Origin of the sequence: Streptomyces sp. 351MFTsu5.1 (assembly GCF_000383655.1) — a bacterium.
Taxonomy (GTDB): Bacteria; Actinomycetota; Actinomycetes; order Streptomycetales; family Streptomycetaceae; genus Streptomyces; species Streptomyces griseorubiginosus.
Window position 1 is genome coordinate 252,862 of record NZ_KB911786.1, and the last position, 22,721, is coordinate 275,582.

Annotated in this window: 20 protein-coding genes and 1 pseudogene; 12 read left to right on the forward strand and 9 right to left on the reverse strand. The window is 70.6% G+C overall.

Translation table 11 applies throughout. The annotated features are described in order from the left end of the window. Positions 1 to 203: 203 nt before the first annotated feature. Both H295_RS0126645 and H295_RS0126655 read right to left on the reverse strand, forming a co-directional pair. Positions 204 to 1,391, reverse strand: coding sequence for a PP2C family protein-serine/threonine phosphatase (locus tag H295_RS0126645; RefSeq protein WP_020138410.1), 1,188 nt, complete (start codon positions 1,389 to 1,391; stop codon positions 204 to 206). Between the two features lie 242 nt (positions 1,392 to 1,633). Continuing rightward, positions 1,634 to 2,650: a DUF4232 domain-containing protein gene (locus tag H295_RS0126655; RefSeq protein ID WP_020138411.1), complete on the reverse strand. Its 1,017-nt coding sequence runs from the start codon at positions 2,648 to 2,650 to the stop codon at positions 1,634 to 1,636. 202 nt (positions 2,651 to 2,852) lie between these two features. Between H295_RS0126655 and H295_RS0126660 the strand changes: the two genes are divergently transcribed. Both H295_RS0126660 and H295_RS0126665 read left to right on the forward strand, forming a co-directional pair. After that, a complete protein-coding gene (locus H295_RS0126660) occupies positions 2,853 to 4,133 on the forward strand; it encodes a serine hydrolase domain-containing protein (RefSeq protein WP_028809776.1) in 1,281 nt (426 codons plus the stop codon). Continuing rightward, positions 4,130 to 5,710 carry an alpha/beta hydrolase gene (locus H295_RS0126665; RefSeq protein WP_020138413.1) on the forward strand — a complete coding sequence of 527 codons (1,581 nt, stop codon included), beginning with the start codon at positions 4,130 to 4,132 and terminating at the stop codon, positions 5,708 to 5,710. Before H295_RS0126660 ends, H295_RS0126665 begins: the two co-directional genes overlap by 4 nt. Before the next feature lie 380 nt (positions 5,711 to 6,090). Here the strand turns inward: H295_RS0126665 and H295_RS0126670 are convergent, their stop codons facing one another. Then, on the reverse strand, positions 6,091 to 6,822 hold the full coding sequence (locus H295_RS0126670) for a dienelactone hydrolase family protein (protein WP_028809777.1): 732 nt from the start codon (positions 6,820 to 6,822) through the stop codon (positions 6,091 to 6,093). 152 nt (positions 6,823 to 6,974) lie between these two features. Here H295_RS0126670 and H295_RS0126675 point away from each other — a divergent pair, with 152 nt between their 5' ends. Then, the gene (locus H295_RS0126675) at positions 6,975 to 7,463 is read left to right on the forward strand and encodes a universal stress protein (protein ID WP_020138415.1); all 489 of its coding nucleotides are present in this window, start codon (positions 6,975 to 6,977) and stop codon (positions 7,461 to 7,463) included. 76 nt (positions 7,464 to 7,539) lie between these two features. On the opposite strand, the gene H295_RS0126680 is transcribed toward H295_RS0126675, so the two are convergent. The 3 genes from H295_RS0126680 to H295_RS0126690 are packed head-to-tail and all read right to left on the reverse strand — an operon-like array spanning position 7,540 to position 10,666. Next, the gene (locus H295_RS0126680; RefSeq protein ID WP_020138416.1) at positions 7,540 to 7,989 is read right to left on the reverse strand and encodes an STAS domain-containing protein; all 450 of its coding nucleotides are present in this window, start codon (positions 7,987 to 7,989) and stop codon (positions 7,540 to 7,542) included. Then, a complete protein-coding gene (locus tag H295_RS0126685) occupies positions 7,986 to 9,086 on the reverse strand; it encodes a cobalamin B12-binding domain-containing protein (RefSeq protein WP_020138417.1) in 1,101 nt (366 codons plus the stop codon). Before H295_RS0126685 ends, H295_RS0126680 begins: the two co-directional genes overlap by 4 nt. Beyond that, complete coding sequence (locus H295_RS0126690; RefSeq protein ID WP_020138418.1) at positions 9,083 to 10,666, reverse strand: PP2C family protein-serine/threonine phosphatase; 1,584 nt, start codon at positions 10,664 to 10,666, stop codon at positions 9,083 to 9,085. The genes H295_RS0126685 and H295_RS0126690 overlap by 4 nt, the downstream gene beginning before the upstream one ends. Positions 10,667 to 11,062: 396 nt before the next feature. On the opposite strand from H295_RS0126690, the gene H295_RS0126695 reads away from it, so the two are divergent. After that, positions 11,063 to 12,184: an ArsR/SmtB family transcription factor gene (locus tag H295_RS0126695; RefSeq protein ID WP_020138419.1), complete on the forward strand. Its 1,122-nt coding sequence runs from the start codon at positions 11,063 to 11,065 to the stop codon at positions 12,182 to 12,184. Positions 12,185 to 12,240: 56 nt separating this feature from the next. After that, positions 12,241 to 13,491, forward strand: coding sequence for an MFS transporter (locus H295_RS0126700; RefSeq protein WP_020138420.1), 1,251 nt, complete (start codon positions 12,241 to 12,243; stop codon positions 13,489 to 13,491). Between the two features lie 26 nt (positions 13,492 to 13,517). Here H295_RS0126700 and H295_RS0126705 read toward each other — a convergent pair whose 3' ends face one another. Beyond that, positions 13,518 to 14,123, reverse strand: coding sequence for a dihydrofolate reductase family protein (locus tag H295_RS0126705; protein WP_020138421.1), 606 nt, complete (start codon positions 14,121 to 14,123; stop codon positions 13,518 to 13,520). Between the two features lie 197 nt (positions 14,124 to 14,320). On the opposite strand from H295_RS0126705, the gene H295_RS0126710 reads away from it, so the two are divergent. Continuing rightward, positions 14,321 to 15,181 carry a hypothetical protein gene (locus tag H295_RS0126710; protein WP_020138422.1) on the forward strand — a complete coding sequence of 287 codons (861 nt, stop codon included), beginning with the start codon at positions 14,321 to 14,323 and terminating at the stop codon, positions 15,179 to 15,181. Between the two features lie 345 nt (positions 15,182 to 15,526). Here H295_RS0126710 and H295_RS48030 read toward each other — a convergent pair whose 3' ends face one another. Beyond that, entirely contained in the window at positions 15,527 to 15,898 is a 372-nt protein-coding gene (locus H295_RS48030; RefSeq protein WP_234021683.1) for a hypothetical protein, read from the reverse strand. A 262-nt stretch (positions 15,899 to 16,160) separates the two neighbouring features. Between H295_RS48030 and H295_RS0126725 the strand changes: the two genes are divergently transcribed. Then, the gene (locus tag H295_RS0126725) at positions 16,161 to 17,342 is read left to right on the forward strand and encodes an ROK family transcriptional regulator (RefSeq protein ID WP_020138425.1); all 1,182 of its coding nucleotides are present in this window, start codon (positions 16,161 to 16,163) and stop codon (positions 17,340 to 17,342) included. Positions 17,343 to 17,369: 27 nt separating this feature from the next. Here H295_RS0126725 and H295_RS48410 read toward each other — a convergent pair whose 3' ends face one another. Further along, entirely contained in the window at positions 17,370 to 17,492 is a 123-nt protein-coding gene (locus tag H295_RS48410) for a hypothetical protein (protein WP_020138426.1), read from the reverse strand. Between the two features lie 18 nt (positions 17,493 to 17,510). Here H295_RS48410 and H295_RS0126735 point away from each other — a divergent pair, with 18 nt between their 5' ends. The 5 genes and pseudogenes from H295_RS0126735 to H295_RS0126755 all read left to right on the forward strand — a co-directional run. After that, entirely contained in the window at positions 17,511 to 19,034 is a 1,524-nt protein-coding gene (locus tag H295_RS0126735) for a sugar ABC transporter ATP-binding protein (protein WP_028809778.1), read from the forward strand. Next, positions 19,031 to 20,056 carry an ABC transporter permease gene (locus tag H295_RS0126740; protein ID WP_020138428.1) on the forward strand — a complete coding sequence of 342 codons (1,026 nt, stop codon included), beginning with the start codon at positions 19,031 to 19,033 and terminating at the stop codon, positions 20,054 to 20,056. The genes H295_RS0126735 and H295_RS0126740 overlap by 4 nt, the downstream gene beginning before the upstream one ends. Before the next feature lie 99 nt (positions 20,057 to 20,155). After that, positions 20,156 to 21,208: a substrate-binding domain-containing protein gene (locus tag H295_RS0126745; RefSeq protein WP_020138429.1), complete on the forward strand. Its 1,053-nt coding sequence runs from the start codon at positions 20,156 to 20,158 to the stop codon at positions 21,206 to 21,208. Between the two features lie 74 nt (positions 21,209 to 21,282). Continuing rightward, complete coding sequence (locus H295_RS0126750; protein ID WP_020138430.1) at positions 21,283 to 22,479, forward strand: Gfo/Idh/MocA family protein; 1,197 nt, start codon at positions 21,283 to 21,285, stop codon at positions 22,477 to 22,479. A 15-nt stretch (positions 22,480 to 22,494) separates the two neighbouring features. Beyond that, a pseudogene (locus H295_RS0126755) lies at positions 22,495 to 22,721 on the forward strand (sugar phosphate isomerase/epimerase); the annotation flags it as partial.

The window sequence follows — 22,721 nt, forward strand, 5'->3', positions numbered from 1 at the left end:
GCGGCAGTGATGTGCCGTGCGTTGTGGGGGTGGTACTGCTGGCATATGCCGTCCGCCTATCGAGCTGTCCGCACGTGCCCGGTGCACGCCTGCGGGGAAGCGGAGCGGCGCACTTGCCCCACGACGTCGGCCGCGGTGATGCCCAGGCTCTTGCGAGGATCGCCGTCGGTCCGCCGTCGGCCGGCTCAGTGAAGGCGGTGTGCCTAGCGGCTGTACCGTTCCGTCTCCTGGGGGCCGTGCCAGTCCAGGCACAGGACGGTCGCGTCGTCGAGTACGTGGCCGTCGCAGGCGTCGGTGACCGCGTCGACGAGACTGCGCACCACCTCCCGCGGGTGCTCGGCCGCGGTGTCGAGCAGAAGGTCCGGCAGGTCCACCTTCTCCGCCTGGCGCTCCACCATGCCGTCCGTGAACAGGACGAGACGGTCACCGGGACGCAGATCGATGTCCTGCACCCGGTACGCGCCCTGGCCGACGACGCCGAAGGGCAGGTTCACGGCCAGGGACACCTCGCTGACCTCGCCCCCGCGCAACCGGAGCGGCCAGGGATGACCGGCGTTGACCAACTGGGCCGTGCCGCCGTCCAGAGCGATACGCAACAGCTGGCCGGTGGCGAAAGTGCGCCGCCCGTGGTCGAGAAGGGCCTGGTGGGTCGAGCGGGCCTGCTCGGCGAGGTCCGCCCCGGCACGCCGTGCACCGCGGGAGGCGTTGATCAGGAGGGTGGCCATGAGGGCCGCGTCGACGTCGTGCCCCATGGCGTCGGTGACGGACAGGTGCAGGGTGTCCCGGTCGAGCGAGTAGTCGTAGGTGTCACCGGCGATGTCCGCGGCCGGGACGAGAGCGCCGGCGAGGGCGAACTGGGGAGCCTCGCAGGAGGCGGCCGAAGGCAGGAGCTGGCGCTGGATCTCAGCGGCGAGGCTGACCGGGGTGGTGCGGTTGCCCCAGTGGTAGAGGTCGGTGAAACGGCGGTCGGCGACCATGATGTACGCCAGCGCGTGCGCGGCCTCCTCCACCTGCGCCAGGACGTCCTCGTCGGTGTGGGTGAGGACGAGTTCCAGGATGCCGATGGTGTCGCCCCGGTTCGAGACGGGTGCGAGGACACTCACATCCTCCCCGTCCTTGGGAACGCACACGACCTTCTGGGTGCGCAGGACCTCGCCGTACGCATCGTCACTGATCAGCCGGACCTGTTCGCTGTGCCGCTCTTGCGGCGCGGTGGTTTCGTCGCTGACCCGCAGCAGGCGTTGGCCCACCATGTCGACGAACAGGAAGGACACGTACCGGGCACCGAACCGATCGCGCAGATTGCGCGCCACGACATCGAGAGAGCTGACCGGCGCGGCATCCTCAGCCGCCGCCAGCACCTCAGCCAGTCCGATCCGATCGCCCGCCATGCCATCCTCCTTGGGTTACGGTGTCGTTTTCCCACTCAGCCGCCGCACACAGCATTTTTGTGACGGAGACCTCTCGGGACAGGTGCCGGCGGGGACGTGCGCGGTGCTCGTTCCGGCGGGGGAGCGACGCCGATGACCTGCGGCTTTGTGTCGGAACGCGCGCGCGAGCAGACGGCTGTGACCGCCATGACGGGTCGCCTTGACGAGTCGCTGTGACGAGTGGAATCGACCAGGAAGCACGGTCACGGGCGCGTGGCGGGCGTGCCGGCGGCACCTCGGTTCGTCTCGTCCTTGCGCCACGGGCCGACGCCGAGCCGGCCGGTCGTCCCGAGATCGAGCTCCGGTACGACCATCACCGGAGCGCCGGCGGGCCTGGCCCACACCCGGACGTACGGCGCGTTCACCGGTTCGCCGGCCTGGGTGGTGTTGCGCCAGGCCAGGTCCGCCACCGCTGCCTCACCCGGGCCCAGCACCACGGGCTCGGGGCTGCCGTCCCCTCCGAGCCCGGTGCTGATCCGGTCGGTCCCCTCCAGGATCCGTACGCTGTCCACGGTCTTGTGGGCCTCGTCCTGCAGTTCGAGCCTCGGATAGCCGTCGAGCCGGTACGGAAGCGTGCCGCAGTTGACCAGATGCAGGCCGACGACCCGCAGCCCCATGGCGGCGTCCCCCTCGTCGGCGTAGACGTGCACGCCCGACTCCGGACACGTTCCCGAGGCGGAGGACGCCTCGGCTTCGGGAACGCTGCGTACCTTGGTCACGTCCACGCCGGTGACGGCGGGCGGGGTGCCGAGCGTCTCCCTCATGATGACGGTTCCCTTCACCGTCCGCCCCGGCCCGACCGCCTCGACGGTCCGCTCACCCTGGTCGACGGCACCGCCGGCCGCCGACAGGAACCCGAAGGTGAGAGTGTAAGTGGCGGCTTCCGTCAGCTGGTTGGTGAGTTCGAAGTCCGCGCTGTAGTCGACCCCCGCGCAGCCGCTCTCCGGGCCCCAGGAGTGCAACGCGGTGATTTTCACGCCGTCCTCGGTCGCACTTCCGCCGGAGGGCAGGGGCAACGCGGACGGCCGGCCGGAGGGGCGGGGAGACGGTTCGGAGGGCGGGATGTCGCCGTGCGCCGAGTGGTCCGTGGGGCACAACACCTCTGCCTGGACCGGGGCTTCGCCGTTTCCACCGCCCGGCGGGGCGCCCTCGGTGCCGCAGGCGGCGAGCAGCAGAGTCGCGGCGAGGACGGATGCTGAGGTACGGGGGAGGGTCGGCATCCGTCCACCTCACCAGGGGTTCCTCGTGTGAGCTGTGGTGGAACCCACACCTCCGGTCACAGCGGTGTCACAGACCACACGAGCGTCGGCCTGCCGGCCGGTGCTGGGGTGTGCCGGAGGTTGTCCCTACGGCTGCCCCCACCCGCGAAGGGGCCGCCAGCCCGAGTGACCTTGTGGCGGCGCCTGCCTAGCGTTGGGGCGCATGGCGCTCTTCCCTCTCATCTCGACGACGCGCGGACGCGCAGGCGTGGCAGCCCTGTTGGCCGCACTCGCCATGCCCGCCGCTCCCGCCGCGGCATTACCGGCCGCCGCACCACCACCGTCTGCTGCCGCACCACTGCCCATCGCCCGGCCCGACCCCGTCTGCGTGCCTCACGCCGAACTGCGTCAGGCGCTGCGCACCCTGACCGGCCGGGACCGGATCACCGGTGCCGTCGTTCTGGTCAAGAACACCGCTCTGGTCAGGAACACCAACGCGACTGCACCCTGCGGGAGTTGGACCGAAAGCGCCGGTACGGCGGACCTGGGTTCCGGTCGCCCCATGAACGCAGCCGACCGACTGCGGGCCGGCAGTGTCACCAAGACGTTCACCGCGACCGTCGTCCTCCAACTCGCCGCCGAGCACAAGCTCGCGCTCGACGCCCCTGTCGACCGCTACCTGCCAGGTGTCATCCGGCACAACGGATACGACGGCCGCCACATCACCGTACGGCAGCTGCTGCGCCACACGAGCGGGCTGCCCGACTACCTCGACGCCCCCGAATGGGAGCACCCCGAACGCCTCCGGTACCGCCACTTCGAGCCGCGCGCACTCGTGGCCCGCGCCCTCGACCTACCCCGCCCGAGCGGTGCCTGGCACTACGCCACCACCAACTACCTCCTCGCGGGAATGATCATCCGTGAAGTCACCGGACACGCGCCGGAGTCGGAGATCGCCCGTCGCGTCATCCAGCCTCTCGGACTGCGCGACACGTACTGGCCCGGGGACGAGATCCGCATCCAAGGACCGCACTCGCGCAGTTACTTCACGGCGGAGGACGGCCGTCTCACGGACGGCACCGCCTGGAACACGACCTTCGGCGGGGTCGGCGGCGCACTGGTCTCCTCGCCCGCCGACCTGAGCCGGTTCATCAGCGCGCTGTTCGGCGGCCGGCTGCTGCCCGCGGCCCAACTCGCCGAGATGCGGCACACGGTGGCCGCCGACCCCGACCGCCTCTGGCCCGGCGCCCGGTACGGGCTCGGCCTGATCTCCTCCCCGCTGCGCTGCGGCGGCCGGTGGTGGGGACATGCCGGGACCGTTCCCGGAGGCCACCGGGCACTGACCGCGGTGGGTCCGGGCGGACGGACCGTCGCCGTCGCGCTCAACGAGGTACCGGCCACGCTCCAGGCCGAACAGGACTTCCTCGACGTCGTACAGACCGCGTTCTGCGAGGACCCGCCCTCCCGGGCGGCCACATCCCCGATCGAAGGGAAACGTCAGTGATCCGCTCCGCCCCCTCGCCGCAAGGCACTTCGGCAACGGTGGGAAAGGCCGCCCTGGCCCTGGCCACCCTCACTCTCGCCCTCACCGCGTTACCCGGCACGGCTCTCCCGGCCCAAGCGGCCTCCGACGCCCTCGCCCGCTTCCATCATCAGCGCCTGGACTGGAAGAGCTGCGTGCGCGGCCCGGACGACGCGACAGGCAAGGATCTAGAGCAGGCGGGCGCCCAATGTGCCGACGTGCGGGTGCCGTTGGACTACGCCGACCCCGGCGGCCGTACGATCACCGTCGCGATCTCCCGGATCCGCGCCACCGACACCCGCCACCGCGTCGGTCCGCTCCTGCTCAACGGTGGCGGCCCGGGTGGGCAGACGCTCGGCGACCCGCCGTGGGTCCGCGCCGCGATGAAGGACGTGGGTGCACGCTACGACGTGGTCGGTGTGGACCCCCGCTTCGTCGGCCGGAGCACCCCGCTGGACTGCCACTGGCCGACCGGCACCGCGTTCCGGGGTGCGGGCGTCGACCGGGCCGGCTTCGACCGGAACGCGGCCTTCGCCAAGGACCTCGCCGAGCGCTGCCGACGCCACGCGGCGGACGTCCTGCCGTACGCCACCACCCGCAACACGGCACGGGATCTCGACGTGATCCGTGCCGCGCTCGGTGAGCGGCGGATCTCGTACCTGGGCTATTCGTACGGCAGTTACCTCGGCGAGGTGTACACCACGATGTTCCCCGGCCGAATCGAGCGGGTCGTCCTGGACGGTGTCATCGACCCGGCCCGCTACGGACCCCGCCTGCTGCGAGGCAGCGAGAAGGCCAACCGCCACGCCCTGAAGGACTGGGCCTCCTGGACCGCCGCCCGCGACGCCACCTACGGCCTGGGACGCACCCGTGGGGCGGTGCTGGCGAACGTGGACCACGTCCAGGCGGCCGCCGCCCGCACACCCCTGCGGCTGGGGGAGTACCGGGTGGACGAACACCTCGTGCCCCTGGTCGTGTTCAACGGCCTCTCGCAGGACAACGACAGCGCCTACGGGGACTTGGCACAGGGGGTCCAGGACCTGCTGCGCGCGGCACAGGGGCGGCAGGTCACCCCCTCGCCGTGGCTCGCCGGCGCCCTCGCATTCATGCTGACCGGCAGCGATTCCCCTTACGGCAGCGTCCAGACCGCCATCCTGTGCGGTGACGCGGCCGCTCCGAGGGACCCGGAGGTGTACTGGCGTGACGTCCAACGGGCGCGTGAGCGTGATCCGTTGTTCGGGCCCGTCACGTACAACATCAACCCGTGCGCCTTCTGGGACCCGCCCCGTGAACGCCCGACCTCCATCAGGGCCGACCTGCCCGCCCTGCTCGTCAACGCCACGGGAGACCCGCGCACCACGTACGACGGCGCGACGGCGGTACACCGCACATGGCGCTCCTCCCGCCTGGTCACCCTGCGCGGCGCCGACCAGCACGCGGTGTACGGCGTCTACGGCTCACCCTGCGTCGACACCACGGTCAACGCCTACCTCGCCACCGGCCGCCTCCCTGCCAAGGACCTGACCTGCACCGCGCGCCCCTCGGGCACCCGTCCGTAGCGTGCCCTCCGGGGGTGCCCCAACCTCGGTCATCGCCCGAGCAGGCCGACCAGGCCGGCCAGGCCCTCCTCGCCCCCTCCGCCGGCCAGGCGACGGCGCATCAACTCGCCGTAGGGGCAGAGCAGTTCCGGGATGACACCCTGCTCTCGCGGCGCCCGGGGCCTGCACGGGCGACCGTACGGTCACCGTAGCGACAGCCGGACCAGCGCGGTCGATGAGAAAGCGGCAGGTCGCGCGGGTCAGGGAAAGGGCCTTGCAACGCCACGGGGGAACAGCGCTGCAAGGCCCTACGCCCCGACTGCCCGGCGTCCTGCAGATCATGCATCCGGGTCGGGCAACTCTTGGAGCCGCCGGTGCTCCAGCCGATAGCCATGGGTGCGTCAGCCCAAATGCCGGGCGAAGAACCGCAGCGAGTCGTCCACCTCGAAGCGCGGCAGATCTCCGTGTCTGCCCGGGCCGGCGTGCAGTGTCTTCTCCGTTGAGCCGATGGCGTCGTACAAGGCCAGGCTCTGTGCGCGGGGCATCAGCTCGTCGTCCCACTGGACCAGGAACTGCACCGGCACGACGATCTGCGCGGCGGCCTCCGTGAGTACGGTGGACCCTTGCAGGCCCAGCACCGCGGCGCGGACTCGAGGCTCCGCTGCGACGAACGGCATGCCGAGCGCACAGCCCAGCGACATCCCCCAGTAGCCGACCGGTCCATCGCCGACGTGCTCGAGGCGCTGAACGGCGGTGAGGACCGCCTGCCAGTCCGCGACGGTCTGCCCGACCACCAGCGCGTACAGGGCGGTGTCCAGCGAAGCCGTGTTCTCGCCCGCGGTCACGCGTGCCCGGTACTCGGCCGCGAGCCGGTCGAACTCCGGATCCGTCGGCCGCTCGCCGTGGTTGGGCACGTCGATCGCGGCGACCGCGAAACCGCCCTCGGCGGCGAAGCGACGTGCGCGAGCCAGGATGCCGGGAGCCTTCTTGTGCTGCCCGCCGCCGTGTCCCATCAGGATCAGCGGGCGAGTGCCGTGGGCGCCCTCCGGCGTCCACAGCACTCCGGGTACCTCGCCGAGCGTGAAGGGCTGTTCGACCACGCCGGCCGATGACGTTCTGGAGTGGAATCGCACAGCGCTGATGGTCGCACCTCGGCGCGTCGGCCTGTCGCTCGTCCTTCCCCCGGCTGCTCCGCCGAGGCGCGTATCGTCCCTCCCGGTGGGCCCGGCGACCGCCGTACCGTCACTATGGGACTCGCCGGCCGTGATCGGAGGAGGCTGACCTCATGGCAGTGGTCGTCTGGATCGTCGAGGGCAACTGGCCCGCCTGCGTGGACGCCGCCCGCGTCCTGGCCCCGGCGGACGCCGACGTCGTGCTGCTGCACGTCAACCCGGCGGACGTGCCGGGAGTCGCGCACGGCGCCTTCGCGGGGCTGCTCGGTCGCGGCCACCCCGAGCGGGACCCCGGCACGCGCCTGGAAGAGCTCGCCGCCGCCTCCGCGCAGGAACTCCTCCAGGCCGCTGCCGATCGGCTCGGGCGCCCGAGCACACGGGTCGAGCGGACCGGCCGCCTGGAGCGGGAGGTCGTAGCCGCGGCCGAGGGCGCCGATCTGCTGATCCTGGCGCGTGACGGCGACCGTTCCCGTGTCGGTCCGCGCAGCCTGGGTCCGGCCAGCCGTTTTGTCGTCGACCACGCTCCGTGCCCGGTGCTCCTGGTCTGGCCGGAGTCACCGCCTGGGCTCCGCACGATGCCGCCACCGCCACCGCATCCCTGACAGCTGGGGCGGCCGGCCGCAGTTGACCGTCGCCCGCGACTCCGGTCGTCAGGTCGTCCACCCGGCCGGGCATGGCTCAGGTGGTGGCGTCCGGTCCGGTGGGGCCGCTCGCTCGGGCTCTTCTCGTGGTCGTGATCGCGGTCGCGGTCGCGGGGGATTCTGCCGTGTCCTGTTGCGTGGCTGCCGCACCGGTGGCGGGCTGGGCCGTGAAGTACTCGAGCGTACCGGTGATCTCGAGCAGCCGGTCGAGTTGCGCAGGCCGGTCGTCCAGATGCAGCCGTACCCGTGCCGCGTTGGCTCGGCGGCCGATCATCAACAGAATCGACAGCCCCATCGAGTCGACCATGCCGATTCCCGCACAGTGCAGGTGCAGGTCTTCGAGACCCGGTCGGGCCGAAAGCCGGGCGGTCGCCTCCTCCAGGAGGCGGTCGGCGCTGTCGTAGTCGAGATCCCCGGCGATTTCGATGCGGACCGCATGCCTGGTCTCGACGGTGGTCAGGTGGAGTGCGGGAGGCAGGATGGTCATGCGGGTGTCCCGGCTGTGTGCTGGTCGGTGGTGAGGGCCTCGATGCCGCGCTTGAGTATGCGCGATGCCCGGGGGAAGTCCTTGAGCTCGCGGGCCAGGAGGTCCAGGGCCGGCGGCAGGGCCTGCGCGTGCACGTTCCTCGCGCGGAGAATCCGGTCGGTCCAGGTGATGAACCCGACGAAGAGGGCGTCGTCGCCGAGGTAGAGGGCGGCGGCGAGGAACTCCACGATCTGGGCGAGGTCTTCGGCCGTGCGCTCGCGCTGCAAGTCGTCGTAGGCCCGCACGGCCGGGAACGCGTCCTGGAGGGCGAGGAAGACGGTCCGCACCAGGGAGGCGCTGCTGCGGGCCACCAACGTGTACTCCTGGTCGACCAGATGCGGCAGGTCTTCCACCTGCTGGTGATCCGGTCGCGGACGCGGCAGCGGCGCCTCGGCCAGCCGGTCGGCGGCCGCCCGCGCGTCCGGGGCCCACGCCTGGGCGCCGAGCAACTGGGCGTAGCGGCCGTCGGATCCGAACGCGGCGCCGCCGACCAGGACGGGGACTCCGATGGCCTGGCACGCGGTGATGGCCGCATGAGCGGTGGGAAGCCTGGTGGCGATCGAACTGGACAGGGCGACCGCGTCGGACTTCGTGGTGTGCAGGTGGGAGATGAGGTGCGGTGCGGGCACCTGCGCTCCGAGGTAGTCGACCTGCCAGCCGCGCAGCTTCAACACCTCGGCCAGCAGCCGGGCGGGCAGCGCGTGCCATTCACCGTCCACGCACGCCACCGTGATCCGGCCTCGGCAGGGCGTCCGGCGGGCGCCGGCGGAGCGCAGGGCGAGTGCGGTCACGGCGCGTTCGTTGATGGCCGTGGCGGCGTGTTCCTGCGCGACACTGATGCGGTTCGCGGCCCATTCCTCACCGACTCTGCCCTGGACCCTCGCGATCACGTCCAGGAGGACGGACTCCGGGTCCAGGCCGTCGTCCAGAGCACCCAGGACGACGTCGGTGGCGGTGTGCTCGTCCCCGGCCACCACGGCGTGCCACAGCCGGTCGGCCAGGTCGCGGACGGGGGCGGGTGCGGGTGCGGAGAAGCGGGGCGAAGCGCTCGTGCTCATCCGGTGTACCTGCCCCGGGTGTGGCCGTTCACCGCGCTGAGATGGTGGGTGCGCGGTGCGGAGATCGCGACGACGGCCATGTCGTCGTGGTCCCGGTTGCCCAGCCACTGGGAGGCGAGCATCTGGACGTGCTCCACGATGCCCTCCGCCGGCATACCGGCGCACTCGGCCAGGGCGCGCTTGAGGCGTTCTTCACCGAAGAGGACGTCACCCAGCGGGCCGCCCCTGGCGTCGGTGATTCCGTCGGTGTAGAGGATGCAGGACTCCCCGGGGGCGAGCGCGACGGTCGTGGTGCGGGCACTGATGTCCGGCAGGGCCCCGACCAGGGTGCCGCGGGTGTCGGCCTCCTCGACCGTTCCGTTCGCGCGGATGATCAGGGGATGCGGGTGGCCTGCACTGGTCAGCCGCACCCGCACCTCGTTGCCCTTGCGGGCTGCGGACGCCAGAACCAGAGTCGCGAACCGGGTGTGGTGCGAGCTGAGCAGTGCGGTGTTCAGCAGGGTGAGCATCCGCTGGTGATCGTCGGCCAGGGGGAGCAGCGCGTGCAGGGTGTTGCGGATCTTGCCGGTCAGGACGGCGGCCTCCAGACCCTTGCCACACACGTCACCCAGCGCCACCAGCGACGGCTCCCCCTCCGCGACGCCGGGGTGCACGTCGTAGAAGTCCCCGCCGATCCGCTCGTGATCCGCCGACGGGCGGTAGCTGCCGGCGAAGTCCACACCGGAGATCTGGTGCAGCGCGGGAGGCAGCAGATCCCGCATGAGGACCTCGGTGATGGCCGTCTGCTCCGCGTACAGGCGGGCGGCTGACATCGCCGCTCCGGCACGTGCGGCGAAAAGGCGGGCGAACACCTCTTCTTCTTCGGTGAAGGCGGCGCTGCCCTCCTTGCGCAGCAGGACCAGCGCACCGGCCGGGACGCCGTGCCCGGGCAAGGGAGTGATCACTATGGCCCCGATGGGACCGAAGCCCTCGGGAATCATCCAGCTCGGCGCGGCAGAAGCGTCGATCCACCGGGAAGGAACCGGCGGGAACCCGCGCAGGGCCTCACCCAGACCGGGGACCTCGTCAGGGTCTACCACTTCCTGGGAGGTGGTGGGGCTGCCGCCACGCAAGCAGGACACCACCGGCAACCGGCGTCCGCGGGCCGGAGCGATCGCCAGGACCGCGTCGGCGAGGTGATCGGCGGCCATCTGCGCGGTCACGTCCATGCAGCGCCCGAGGTTGAGCGAGGACAGCAGGGTGCTGGACGCCGCCGAGAGGAACGCCGTCTGCTCCCGCTCCATGCGCAGGGCTTCACGGGCCACCTGGTGGTCGGTGTCGTCCACCAGCCACCACGCCACCGTGCCGTCGCCCCGCAGGCTGAAGTGCGCCTCGAAACGACGTCCTTCGATCATGCCGGACAGCGGCATCTCCGGCTCCTGCCCGCCTTGCAGGCCCTCCAGGCACATCGACCGGTGGGCCGAGGCGAGCCAGGCCGGGAGCACATCGTCAAGCCGTGCTCCGGGGCAGGCTGCGGGCAACAGGACCTGAGCGGCCTCGTTGCGCTGCGTGAGGACACCGGCCGCGTCAGCGACCAGCACCGGGTAGGGGGCCCTGCCCCACGGGAAGTCCGGCTCCGCGCCTACGCTCGCCTGCGCCCGAGTAGAAACCAAATGTCGAGGACCCGCTGCGCGAATCCCTCACCTCGCCCACCCCAGAGAAAATCATTGTCTTCGGGCAACCATCTCTCGCGAAGGTCCGTCTGGCAAGTCGCTCTCCGTATCTGCACACACATGACGGTGCAGGGCGCGGAAGTCACCTCAGAGCCGCCTTGCCAGGGGCTTCAGACCTGTGACCGGGCCTTGCCGCCGGAGCGCCCCGGCCGCAGCGGCCCAGGAATTCACCCGTCAGCGTGAACCGGCCTGTGTGTGCCGGAAGGCGCCTGGTGGCGCGGCGCGGCTCCCGTTGTGGACGCCGTGCGGCAAGGATGACGAGTCATGACGATCGTGTTCCGGGTCCCTGTCGGCGGTGCGGAGCGGGTGGCGTTCGCCTACTCGCCGACGATGGAAGCCGTACTGAGTCTCCATGTGCTGGTGGAGCCCAAGCACCACCCCGTCCAGCACGGCTGGGTGCGGGCGATGCGCAAGCTGTCCCCGGCGCTGAAACGGGAGATCGAGGCCTTCTCCTTTGCGGTGCGCTCGTACTTCCCCGAGTTCCTCTTTCCGCAGCCGACCGGCCGGCTGACGGACTTCGAGGGCGAACTGGCCGGCCTGCGTACCGCGGATCCGGAGCTGGTCCGCCTGGAGTTCGCCGTCCCGCTGCTCACGCCCTGGCCGGGCAGCGGCGAGGGCCGGGATCCGCAGGTGCTGCACGAACCGGACGTACGCCGCCTGCTGCGGGAGCGCCTCGCACAGGAGAGCGACGAAACGATGGCCGCGATGCTCCTCGACGATCCCCGCGCACTGCTCGAACGGTTCCTGAGCATGCTGGAGCGCTACTGGCGGGAGGCGTTCGAGGAGGAATGGGCACGGCTCGAACCCGGCCTCGCGGCCGGTGTCAGCGAGGCCGGACACCAGATCGAGCAGCGCGGTCTGTACGGCATGCTCCGCGGTCTGTGGCCGGAGGTGCGCAGCGACCAACAGGCCGAACGCTTCTGGCTGGAGCGGCCGCACGACCACGAGGTCACCATCGGGCCGGACGACACCCTCGTCCTGGCCCCCAGCGCCTATGTGTGGCCGCACGTACGCGTCAACTGCGACGGTCCCTGGCCCCTCGGCCTTGTCTTCCCGGTCTCCTCCATCGCCCGGGAGGCCCGCCCGAGGATTCCCCCGACCCAACTCGTCGGCACCTTGCGGGCGCTCGCCGACGACACCCGGCTGCGCGCCCTCCGGCTGATCGCCGAACGGCCGCGCAGCACCCAGGAGTTGGCCCCGCTCGTCGGTGTCAGCGAGGCGGCCCTGTCCAAGCACCTGCGCGTGCTGACGGACGCGGGCCTGCTGGAGCGCCGTCGCGAGGGCTACTACGTCCTGTACCGGCTCGCGCCCGGACAGGTGACGGGCCTGACCCCCAGCCTGGAAAGCTTCCTGCACGGCGACGGCGACGTGACCGGGAACGACTGATTAGCCATGTGCCTAATAAGTGGATCAGACCTGGCACGGGACCCGACAGTGGCCGCATGTCACTGCTCAAGGACCGCAACTTCCTGCTTCTCTTCGCAGGCCAGGGCATCTCCCGCTTCGGCGACGGCCTGTACACCGCCGCGACGGCCTGGCTGGCCTGGTCGCTGACGAAGGACCCCACGGCCGTCGCCGTGGTGAGCGTCTCCGCGTTCGCACCCGCCTTCGTGGCCACCTTCGTCGTCGCCTCGTACGCCGACCGCGGCGACCGCCGGAAGCTGATGATCGCCACCGACCTGGCCCGGGTCGCCGTGGTGGCCGTGGCCTCGGTCCTGCTCTCCCTCGACCTGCTCAATCTGCCCGTGCTCGTGGCGACCACGGCGCTGCTGGCGCTGATCGGAGCCCCGTTCGCCCCGGCCCGCAACGCCATCGTCACGCAGATCGTGCCGGACGAGCGCCTCCAGCAGGCCAACGGGCTGCTCCAAGTCGCTTTCCGGGCAGCCTTCTTCGTCGGCCCGCTGATGCTCGCGCCGCTGCTGGCCTTCGGCTCCCTCCAGTCCGTGCTGGTGGTCAACGGACTGACCTTCCTGGGCTCGGCGGTCGCCGTGGCCGCCATCCGTGTGACCCGCCCGGCCCCGACCGGCGCCCGGACGGGGCTGTGGTCCGATCTCGGCGCAGGGCTCAGGGCGGTGCGGGCCGCTCCCGACGTACTCGTGGTCATCGTGACCTTCGTGCTCGCCCTCGCCCTGACCAACGGCTTCCTGACCGTCGGCCTCGTCGCGGTCGTGGGGCAGGGCGGCCAGTACGGTCTGTTGCTGGGCGTCGCCGGGATCGCCGAAGTGGTGGGCGCCCTGCTCCTGACGGGCCTGCGCATCCGCAGACTCGCCCTGGCCGCGGTGCTGGGGTGGGCCCTGCTCGGGATGTTCCGGGCTCCACTGGGAACGGTCACCTCCCCTGCCGTGGCAGCGGTCCTGTTGACCGCCACGGGGCTGGCCTCGGCCCTCACGGACATCCCCTTGATCGCGCTCGTGCAGCAGCGCATACCGAGCCGTCATCTGGCGAAGGCGCTCGGCCTGTGGGAGGCCGGGGTGGCAGGAGCCCTGGCGATCTCCCCCTTCGTGGCCTCGACCACCATCACCCTCGCCGGAGTCGAGAACGCCTATTTGCTCTCGGGTGCCGCCGTGATCCTCCTGACCGTGACCGCCACGCTGGCCCTCGCCTACGTCGGCGCACGGCAGCCCGGCCGAAAGCCCTCCGCCACGGCCGAGGGCTCGGCAAGCGCTGCGACGCCGAAAGGGACAGCAGCGTGACGAGGGCCCGGGCCGCGCGGCTCGTCCTAGTAGCTGTCGTATCCGGGCCTGCCGTTCGGTCGGTAGACACCGACGACGGTGCCGCTCTTCGTCGTCGAGACGCTGACCGGCTCCAGCGCGGTCGGAATCGCACCGTCGGCGAACAGCCGCTTGCCGGTACCGATGATCACCGGGTGGATGGTCAGCCGGTACTCGTCGACGAGATCGTGCCGCATGAGGGTCTGGGCGAGGTCACCGCTGCCGACGACGTTGATGTCGCCCCCGTCGGTCGCCTTCAACGCGCGTACGGCATCGGGGACGTCGCCCTCCAGCAGCGTGGAGTTCTGCCACGCGACGGACGTCAGGGTTCGGGACGCGACGTACTTGTGCATGCTGTTCATCCGGTCCTTGAACGGGTTGCCGGGATCAGCGGTCGGCCAGTACGACGCGAAGATGTCGTACGTCCTGCGGCCGAGCAGCATCGCGTCGGCGGGCTCGTACCAGCTCGCGATGGCCGCGCCGACCTCGTCGTCGGTCACCGGCTTCTGCCAGCCGCCGTGCTCGAAGCCGCTCTGGGTGTCCTCGTCGGGGCCACCGGGTGCCTGCATGACGCCGTCCAGGCTGAGGAACGTGCAAACGATGATCTTGCGCATGGTGCGCTCCTTTCGTCGATGCACTACAGACCGCACAGCCACGGGAAACTCATCGGCGGAGCGGCCGGCCGCATCGCCGCTCGCTCAACTGACGGCGTGGCGGCGGTCCGTTGCCCGGCACGAGATGCGAATGGCCCTGTTCGGCCGCACAATTGAAGAGAGGGGGGCACTCCGAGGAGGCACTTCTGGGAGTCGCCATGCCCATGCTTCTGATCAAAGGCTTCTACGACGTCAAGGGCACCCAGCCGGACGGCGACACGGTGGCCTTCACGGCCGCCGACCCGACCGAGTGGGACCTCGTGGGCGGCGGTCTGGGCCGGGCCGTGGAGCACAGTGCCACCGGCCGCGCCAAGCTGCGGCTGGACGCGATCGACGCACTGGAGACGCACTACGGCGCGAACCGGGTCCACCAGCCCCTGCCGTTCGCCCACGCCGCGCGCGACGAGCTGCTGAGCTGGATCGGCTTCACCGAGGTCCAGCGCGACGACGAGAACGTGCTCGCCACCACTCCGGCCACGGTCCCCGGCTTCGTCCTCACGCGGGGCACCGACATCCACGGCCGCTGCATCGCCCTGGCGGGTCGCGGCGCACCGCCGGGGGACAGCGGCCGGGAGATCGACGTGGACGCCGCCCTGCTGCGGACCACGCTGAACCACCACCTACTCACTGTAGGCCTGACCTACCCCACGTTCTACCGCAGTCTTTTCACCAGCCTGCGCGCCGAGATGGCCACCACGGCCGAACAGGCGCGGGAGGCGGGCCGGGGGCTGTGGCCGAGCGACGTCACCCTGAGCGGGGTCAAGGTGAGCGGCCTGTCCTCACTGACGGACGACGCCGTGCTCCTGCCCAAGCTGTTCCGCCGCCTGGTGGACTACCTGAACCTCGGCACGATGCCGCTCACCTGCTTCCCCGCCTACCTCGCCGGCGTGGGCGACCGGTACTCCATCCTCTCCACGGGGGAGCGCTGCGTGGGTCTGCACCACGTGGTGGAGACCACCAACGGCACGACGGTACGGATGACCCACCCGGCGGAGGACTTGCTGTTCGAGGACGCCTGACCCGGGACTTGGCAGCGACTCGTCGCGCTTCCCGTGGTTTCAATGCCCTGGCTCCTGGTCCACGGCCCAAGCTCGCAGCAGAGTCACGGCCAACTCCCGTGACAGCGGGCCCCGTTCGAGATGCAGCTCCTGAAGGCGGCGAGTGGCCGCACCGATCAGAGGACCCGGCGGAGTGCCCAGCAACTCCATGATCTCCCGCCCGTCCAGAGCCACCGGAACACCGGGGAGCCTCCGATACTTCTCGACCTCCGCCGCAGCCCTCGCTACCCGCTCCTGCTGAGCGCGCTGCGCCTGATCCCACGCGTCGTAGGTCGCGGCCCATCGGGCTGCTCGGCCGACCGACTGTCAGCCGTCCATGTCCTGCTCCTGACCGAGCCCCACCTCCAGGAACAGATCGTGGTGGTCCGCGACTTGGCCCGGAACGACATCGAGCAGGGCGAGCGCGGAATTGATCGGCCAGTCTTCCCGTGGACCACTGAAGTCCCTGGTACGGGCCGGGCCCCACACCTTCGAGCCGGTTTGCCACACGGCTGCGGTCTGGTGCCCGTCTCCTCCGTGGAAGTCAGCCTCGACGTAAGCGATCGGCCCACCCCCGGACCAGCAGTCCAAGGTTCCCTCCAATGCCGGAGACAGCATGGTGAAGGGGTGACTCGCGGGTTCGGCGCGCTCCTGCCCGGCAGGCGAATCCGGCAGCTCTGCGAGGAACTGCTCGGTCACAGGAACCAGCCCCATGCGCTGCCGAAGCGGCGCCACAGCCGCTGCCGAGAGCCCGACGGTCTGGATTCTGAGTAGGTCGACCTGACCAACGCACCACATCGCAAACTTTGTCCTGGATGTGGAAGAAGAGCGTCTGACTGCTGCACAAGTACTTCCCAGTCTGGAAAATCGTTGTTACGTTCCTCCTCGAAAGCCCGACGACGCCGTCGCTGAGACAGGCGACCGGAACCCGGTCATGGTGAGGGGAGGGATCGTGAGACGGATGACCGCTCGACCTGAGAACCCCCATCAGGGACGGCTGCTGCGTCTGTTGCGTGACAACGGCTCCCACTCTCGTGCCCAGCTGGGTGATCTGGTGGACCTGTCCCGTTCGAAGCTGGCGGTCGAGGTCGACCGGCTGCTGGAGACGGGCCTGGTCGTCGCGGACGGGCTGGCCCCCTCCCGCGGAGGCCGCCGCTCGCACAACATCCGGCTCTCGCCGACACTGCGCTTCCTCGGCGTCGACATCGGTGCCACGTCGATCGATGTCGCCGTGACCAACGCGGAGTTGGAGGTCCTCGGGCACCTGAACCAGCCGATGGACGTCCGCGAGGGCCCGGTCGCGGTCTTCGAGCAAGTCCTCGCGATGGCGGCGAAGTTGAGGGTTTCCGGGCTTGCGGAGGGATTCGACGGGGCCGGTATCGGTGTTCCGGGGCCGGTGCGCTTCCCGGAGGGTGTTCCGGTGGCGCCGCCGATCATGCCGGGCTGGGACGGCTTTCCCGTGCGGGAGGCGCTCAGTCAGGAACTCGGCTGTCCGGTCATGGTCGACAACGACGTGAACCTGATGGCGATGGGGGAGATGCACGCGGGGGTGGCACGGTCCGTGGGTGACTTCCTCTGCGTCAAGATCGGTACCGGTATCGGCTGCGGCATCGTCGCCGGCGGTGAGGTCCACCGCGGGGTGACGGGCAGCGCCGGCGACATCGGGCACATCCAGGCCGTGCCCGACGGCCGCCCGTGCGCCTGCGGCAACCGGGGCTGCCTGGAAGCCCACTTCAGCGGGGCCGCACTGGCCGGCGATGCGGAGCAGGCGGCGCGTGAAGGTCGCTCGGCGCAGCTCGCCGCGCGGCTGGCGACAGCCGGACGACTGACGGCCGAGGACGTGTCGGCTGCCGCGGCGGCCGGGGATCCGGTCGCCCTTGAGCTGATCCGCGAGGGCGGGAAGCGCCTGGGGCAGGTCATCGCGGGGCTCGTCAGTTTCTTCAACCCGGGACTGGTGGTGATCGGCGGTGGTGTGACCGGACTCGGCCACACCTTGCTGGCCAGTGTCCGGACCCAGGTCTACCGCCAGTCGCTGCCGCTGGCGACCGGCAACCTGCCCATCGTGCTGGGGGAGTTGGGACCGGCCGCCGGAGCCATCGGCGCGGCCCGGCTTATCAGCGACCACGTCTTCTCGCCGGCCTGATCCGCCACCCACCCCCTCGACGACAGATCACTTCCAGGCTATCCCGCACTTCCAGGCGATCCCCCACTTCCAGACGAGCCCGCACTCCTGGGTGATCCAGCCCTCCGCCCCGCCCTGCCCTGCCCCGCCCTGCCCACTCACGGCCCGCATCCGCCGAGGGGATTCCTCATGGCACCACATCCACCCCTGCTCACCATGTCCGGTATCACCAAGTCCTTCCCGGGTGTTCGCGCCCTGGACGGCGTGGATCTCGAGGTCCACGCCGGTGAGGTGCACTGCCTGCTCGGTCAGAACGGGGCCGGCAAGTCCACCCTGATCAAGGTGCTCGCCGGAGCCCACCAGCCGGACAGCGGCGAGATCACCTGGCGCGGTGCGCGCGTGACCCTGGGGTCACCGGTCGCCGCCATGCGGCTCGGCATCGCCACCATCTACCAGGAACTCGACCTGATCGAGGGGCTGTCCGTCGCGGAGAACGTCTTCCTCGGACACGAACCCACCGCGGCCGGGTTCGTCGTGCGTGGCTCCGCCGCCCGAACGGCCACCGCCGAGCTGCTGCAACGCCTCGGACACGCGGAGATCGATCCGACGCGCCTCGTCGGTGAACTGTCCGCCGCCCAGCAGCAGATCGTCTCGATGGCCCGTGCGCTCTCCCACGAGGTGCGGCTGATCGTGATGGACGAGCCGTCGGCGGCGCTCGACCCCGAAGAGGTCGACAACCTCTTCAGGATCGTGGGCGATCTGACGTCCGACGGTGTCGCCGTCGTCTACATATCCCACCGCCTCGAGGAGATCCGCCGTATCGGCGACCGGGTCACGGTCCTCAAGGAGGGCCGGTCGGTCGCGGGCGGTCTGCCCGCCGAGTCCACACCGACCCATGAGGTCGTCGCCCTGATGACCGGTCGGAACGTGGAGTACGTCTTCCCCGAGCGGCCCGAGGCCGGGTTCGCCGCGGCGCGGGAGCCCGTGCTGAAGGTCGAAGGGCTCAGCAGACGAGGGGAGTTCGCGCCGGTCGACCTGGAGCTGCGGCCCGGCGAGATCGTCGGCCTGGCCGGGCTCGTGGGGTCCGGGCGCAGCGAGATCCTGGAGACGATCTACGGCGCCCGCAAGCCCGACGAGGGCCGGGTGCTCGTCGACGGCACCCCGCTGCGCCCCGGCAGCGTCCGCGCCGCGGTCGGTGCCGGCGTCGGTCTCGCGCCCGAGGAACGCAAGGCGCAGGGACTGCTGATGCTGGAGTCCGTCAGCAGCAACGTCTCGATCTCCACGCTGTCCCGGTTCGCCCGCGCGGGCTGGCTCGACCGCCGTACCGAGCGGGCCGCGACGCACGAAGCGGTGCGGGAGCTGTCCCTGCGCCCGGACAACCCGGACGCGGCGATCAGGACGCTGTCGGGCGGCAACCAGCAGAAGGCCGTCCTGGCCCGCTGGCTGCTGCGCGGCTGCAAGGTGCTGCTGCTGGACGAGCCGACCAGGGGCGTCGACATCGGCGCCCGCGCGGAGCTCTATGCGGTGATCCGCCGGCTGGCCGACGAGGGCCTGGCCGTACTGCTCGTGTCCAGCGAGGTGCCCGAGGTCCTGGGGCTCGCCGACCGGGTGCTGGTGCTCCGCGAAGGCAGCGTCGTGCACACGGCGGACGCCCGGGAGCTCGACGAGCACCGCGTACTCGATCTTGTGATGGAAGGGAGCCCGACGTCATGACGCAGCCGACCACCGCGGCGCAGAAGGACGCGCCGACGTCCGCCGCCAAGTCCGTGCAGGAGAAGCACAGTTCGGGTCCACGGTGGGGATGGGACGTGCGCACCCTGTCCCTGCTCGGCGTCCTCGCCGCCCTCGTCGCGGTCGGTGGCATCACCGCGCCGGACGAGTTCCTCGCGACGAGCAACCTCCAACTCGTGCTCACCCAGGCGTCCGTGATCGGCGTCGTCACCGTCGGCATGACGTTCGTGATCACCAGCGGCGGCATCGACCTGTCGGTCGGCGCGATCGTGGCGCTCGCCTCGGTGTGGGCGACGACCGTGGCCACCCAGGAGTTCGGCTTCGCGGGCATCCTGTTCACCGCGCTGATCGTCGGTGTCGGCTGCGGTCTCGTGAACGGGCTGCTGATCGCCTACGGCAGGATGGTCCCGTTCATCGCGACACTGGCCATGCTCGCCTCCGCCCGAGGTCTGGCGCTGCAGATCACGGACGGCAGCACCCAGATCGTGAGCGTCGCATCGGTGCTCGACCTGGGGGCCAGGGACTCCTACGTCCTCGGGATCCCGCCCCTGGTCCTGATCTTCGCCGCCGTCACCGTCGTCGGCTGGCTGGTGCTCAACCGCACCACCTTCGGCCGGCGCACGGTCGCGGTCGGCGGCAACGCGGAAGCGGCCCGCCTCGCCGGCATAGACGTCCGCCGCCAACGCCTGTACCTGTACCTGCTGTCCGGACTGTGCTGCGGGATCGCCGCGTTCATGCTGATCGTGCTCGCCGGGTCGGGCCAGAACACCAACGGCAACCTCTACGAGCTGGACGCCATCGCCGCCGCCATCATCGGCGGAACCCTGCTCAGCGGCGGCCGCGGCACCATCATCGGCTCCGTCCTGGGCGTCCTGGTCTTCACCACGATCACCAACATCTTCGCCCTGAACAACCTCGAGACCGCTGTCCAGCAGATCGCGAAGGGCGCCATCATCGTCGCCGCCGTGCTGGTCCAGCGCCGCTCGCCGCACGGCGACACCTGACACCGTGCGGTACGTGCCGGACGGCGGCCCCTGACCCGCCGTCCGGCACCCCGCCCACTGCCCACCGCCCACTCGAACCACTCGAAGGGTCGATCCGCCATGCCCGAAACCCCCGCCTCCACCAGCCGCAGAGCACTCCTGTTCGGCACCGCCGCCGTCTCAGCCGGCGCACTGCTCACGGCCTGCACCAGCAACGAGCCCAAGGAGCAGGCACAGGCCGCGGACAACGCCGCCCCGGTCGCGGACGACAAGCCCGGCAAGCAGGTCACCATCGGCTTCGCCGGACCGCAGGCCGACCACGGCTGGCTGAACGCCATCAACTCCAACGCCAAGTCGCGGGCGAAGAAGTACTCGGACGTCACCCTGGAGATCACCGAGGGCTCCAACGACACCGCCCAGCAGATCGGCCAGGTCCAGACGCTCATCAACAAGAAGGTCGACGTCCTGGTGATCCTGCCGGCCGACGGCAAGGCCCTCACCCAGGTCGGCCTCCAGGCGATGCGGGCGGGCATCCCCGTCGTCAACCTGGACCGGGTGTTCGCCTCCCCGCAGGCGTACCGCTGCTGGATCGGCGGCGACAACTACGGCATGGGTCTCAACGCCGGCCACTACATCGGCGAGCAGCTCAAGGGCAAGAAGAACGCCAAGGTGGTCGAACTCGCCGGACTCGACAACCTCGAACTGACCCAGCAGCGCACCAAGGGCTTCGACGACGCCCTGAAGAACTACCCCAACATCCGCAAGGTGGCCCGCCAGGCGGCCGACTTCACCGTGGAGTCCGGGCAGGCGAAGATGGCCCAGCTGCTCCAGGCCCAGTCGTCCTTCGACGCGCTGTGGAACCACGACGACGACCAGGGCGTAGGCGCGCTGCGCGCCATCGACCAGGCCGGGCGCGACGACTTCATCATGGTCGGAGGCGCGGGCGCCAAGTCCGCCATGGACGCCATCAAGGCAGGCGACAGCGTGCTGAAGGCGACGGTCCTGTACCCGCCGACCATGGCAGCCTCCGCGATCGACCTCGCCCGGGCGCTCGGCCAGGGCAAGGGCATCGGCGGCCTCGCCGAGTTCGAGATCCCGTCCTCCCTGACCCTCTACTCGGCCGTCGTCACCAAGGACAACGTCGACCAGTACCTGCCGACCGGCTTCATCTGACCGGGCCCGGACCTGGCCGCCGCCCCCGCGCACCGCACCACGACTCACTGACACTCCGACCAGGAGGAATCCGTATGGAACAGAGGGACAGTCGGACCGCACCGCCGACGCTCGGCGTCGGCATGGTCGGCTACGCGTTCATGGGCGCCGCGCACTCCCAGGGCTGGCGCACCGCGGGACACGCGTTCGACCTGCCCCTGCGGCCCGTCCTGGCCGCGATCGCCGGCCGGGACGCCCAACGGGTGCGGGCGGCGGCCGACAAGCACGGCTGGGCCGCGACGGAGACCGACTGGCGCGCCCTCATCACCCGCGACGACGTGCAACTCGTCGACATCTGCACCCCGGGTGACAGCCACGCGGAGATCGCGATCGCGGCGCTGGAGGCGGGCAAGCACGTGCTGTGCGAGAAGCCGCTGGCCAACTCGGTCGTCGAGGCAGAGGCCATGGTCGCGGCGGCCGAAGCAGCGCGCTCGCGAGGCCAGTTGGCCATGGTGGGCTTCAACTACCGGCGTGTGCCCGCCCTGACCTTCGCCCGCCGGCTCATCGCGGACGGCAGGCTCGGCACGCTGCGCCATGTGCGGGTCAGCTACCTCCAGGACTGGCTCGTCGACCCCGACTTCCCGCTGACGTGGCGGCTCCAGCGGGAGCACGCGGGATCGGGGGCGCTCGGTGACCTCGGCGCACACATCGTCGACCTGGCCCAGTTCCTGGCGGGTGAGGTCCTGGTCGGCGTCTCCGCCCAGTTGGAGACCTTCGTCAGGGAACGCCCCCGCCTCGACGGCGCCTCCTCCGGCCTCACTGCGTCCGGTGGCGCCGTGCGCGGACCGGTGACCGTCGACGACGCGGCCGTCTTCACGGGCCGCCTCGCTTCGGGAGCGCTGGCCGTGTTCGAGGCCACCCGGATGGCGACCGGACGCAAGAACGCCCTGCGTCTGGAGATCAACGGCGACTCCGGCTCCCTCGCCTTCGATCTGGAGCGGCTCAACGAGCTGTCCTTCCACGACCATCGGGAACCCGCCGCGACGGCCGGTTTCCGTCGCATCCTCGTGACCGAGCCGGATCATCCGTATCTGGAGGCCTGGTGGCCGCCGGGTCACGGTCTCGGTTATGAGCACACATTCGTCCATCAGGCTCGTGACCTGGTGGAGGCGATCGCGTCGGGTACCGCGCCGAGGCCGTCGTTCGCGGAGGGGCTCCAGGTGCAGCGGGTGCTGGCGGCCGTGGAGGAGAGCGCGGAGAAGAACTGCGTCTACACACCGATCGCTGTCTGAGGAGGGTTTCGCGACATGCCACGCCCGTTCACGCTGTTCACCGGTCAGTGGGCCGATCTGCCGCTGGAGGAGGTCTGCCGTCTGGCGCGCGACTTCGGTTACGACGGACTCGAACTCGCCTGCTGGGGCGACCACTTCGAGGTCGACAAGGCGCTCGCCGATCCGTCGTATGTGAAGTCCCGCCACCAACTGCTGGAGAAGTACGGTCTGAAGTGCTGGGCGATCTCCAACCACCTGGTCGG

Bases quoted from the DNA above. Each gene is read 5' to 3' on its own strand.
- H295_RS48410 (WP_020138426.1), bottom strand. From the start codon at position 17,492: ATGCGGGCCGTGAGTGGGCAGGGCGGGGCAGGGCAGGGCGGGGCGGAG.
- H295_RS0126660 (WP_028809776.1), top strand. From the start codon at position 2,853: ATGGCGCTCTTCCCTCTCATCTCGACGACGCGCGGACGCGCAGGCGTG.
- H295_RS0126740 (WP_020138428.1), top strand. From the start codon at position 19,031: ATGACGCAGCCGACCACCGCGGCGCAGAAGGACGCGCCGACGTCCGCC.
- H295_RS0126695 (WP_020138419.1), top strand. From the start codon at position 11,063: ATGACGATCGTGTTCCGGGTCCCTGTCGGCGGTGCGGAGCGGGTGGCG.
- H295_RS0126700 (WP_020138420.1), top strand. From the start codon at position 12,241: ATGTCACTGCTCAAGGACCGCAACTTCCTGCTTCTCTTCGCAGGCCAG.
- H295_RS0126655 (WP_020138411.1), bottom strand. From the start codon at position 2,650: ATGCCGACCCTCCCCCGTACCTCAGCATCCGTCCTCGCCGCGACTCTG.
- H295_RS0126685 (WP_020138417.1), bottom strand. From the start codon at position 9,086: ATGAGCACGAGCGCTTCGCCCCGCTTCTCCGCACCCGCACCCGCCCCC.
- H295_RS0126675 (WP_020138415.1), top strand. From the start codon at position 6,975: ATGGCAGTGGTCGTCTGGATCGTCGAGGGCAACTGGCCCGCCTGCGTG.
- H295_RS0126705 (WP_020138421.1), bottom strand. From the start codon at position 14,123: ATGCGCAAGATCATCGTTTGCACGTTCCTCAGCCTGGACGGCGTCATG.
- H295_RS0126750 (WP_020138430.1), top strand. From the start codon at position 21,283: ATGGAACAGAGGGACAGTCGGACCGCACCGCCGACGCTCGGCGTCGGC.
- H295_RS0126735 (WP_028809778.1), top strand. From the start codon at position 17,511: ATGGCACCACATCCACCCCTGCTCACCATGTCCGGTATCACCAAGTCC.
- H295_RS0126725 (WP_020138425.1), top strand. From the start codon at position 16,161: ATGACCGCTCGACCTGAGAACCCCCATCAGGGACGGCTGCTGCGTCTG.
- H295_RS0126745 (WP_020138429.1), top strand. From the start codon at position 20,156: ATGCCCGAAACCCCCGCCTCCACCAGCCGCAGAGCACTCCTGTTCGGC.
- H295_RS0126680 (WP_020138416.1), bottom strand. From the start codon at position 7,989: ATGACCATCCTGCCTCCCGCACTCCACCTGACCACCGTCGAGACCAGG.
- H295_RS0126710 (WP_020138422.1), top strand. From the start codon at position 14,321: ATGCCCATGCTTCTGATCAAAGGCTTCTACGACGTCAAGGGCACCCAG.
- H295_RS0126645 (WP_020138410.1), bottom strand. From the start codon at position 1,391: ATGGCGGGCGATCGGATCGGACTGGCTGAGGTGCTGGCGGCGGCTGAG.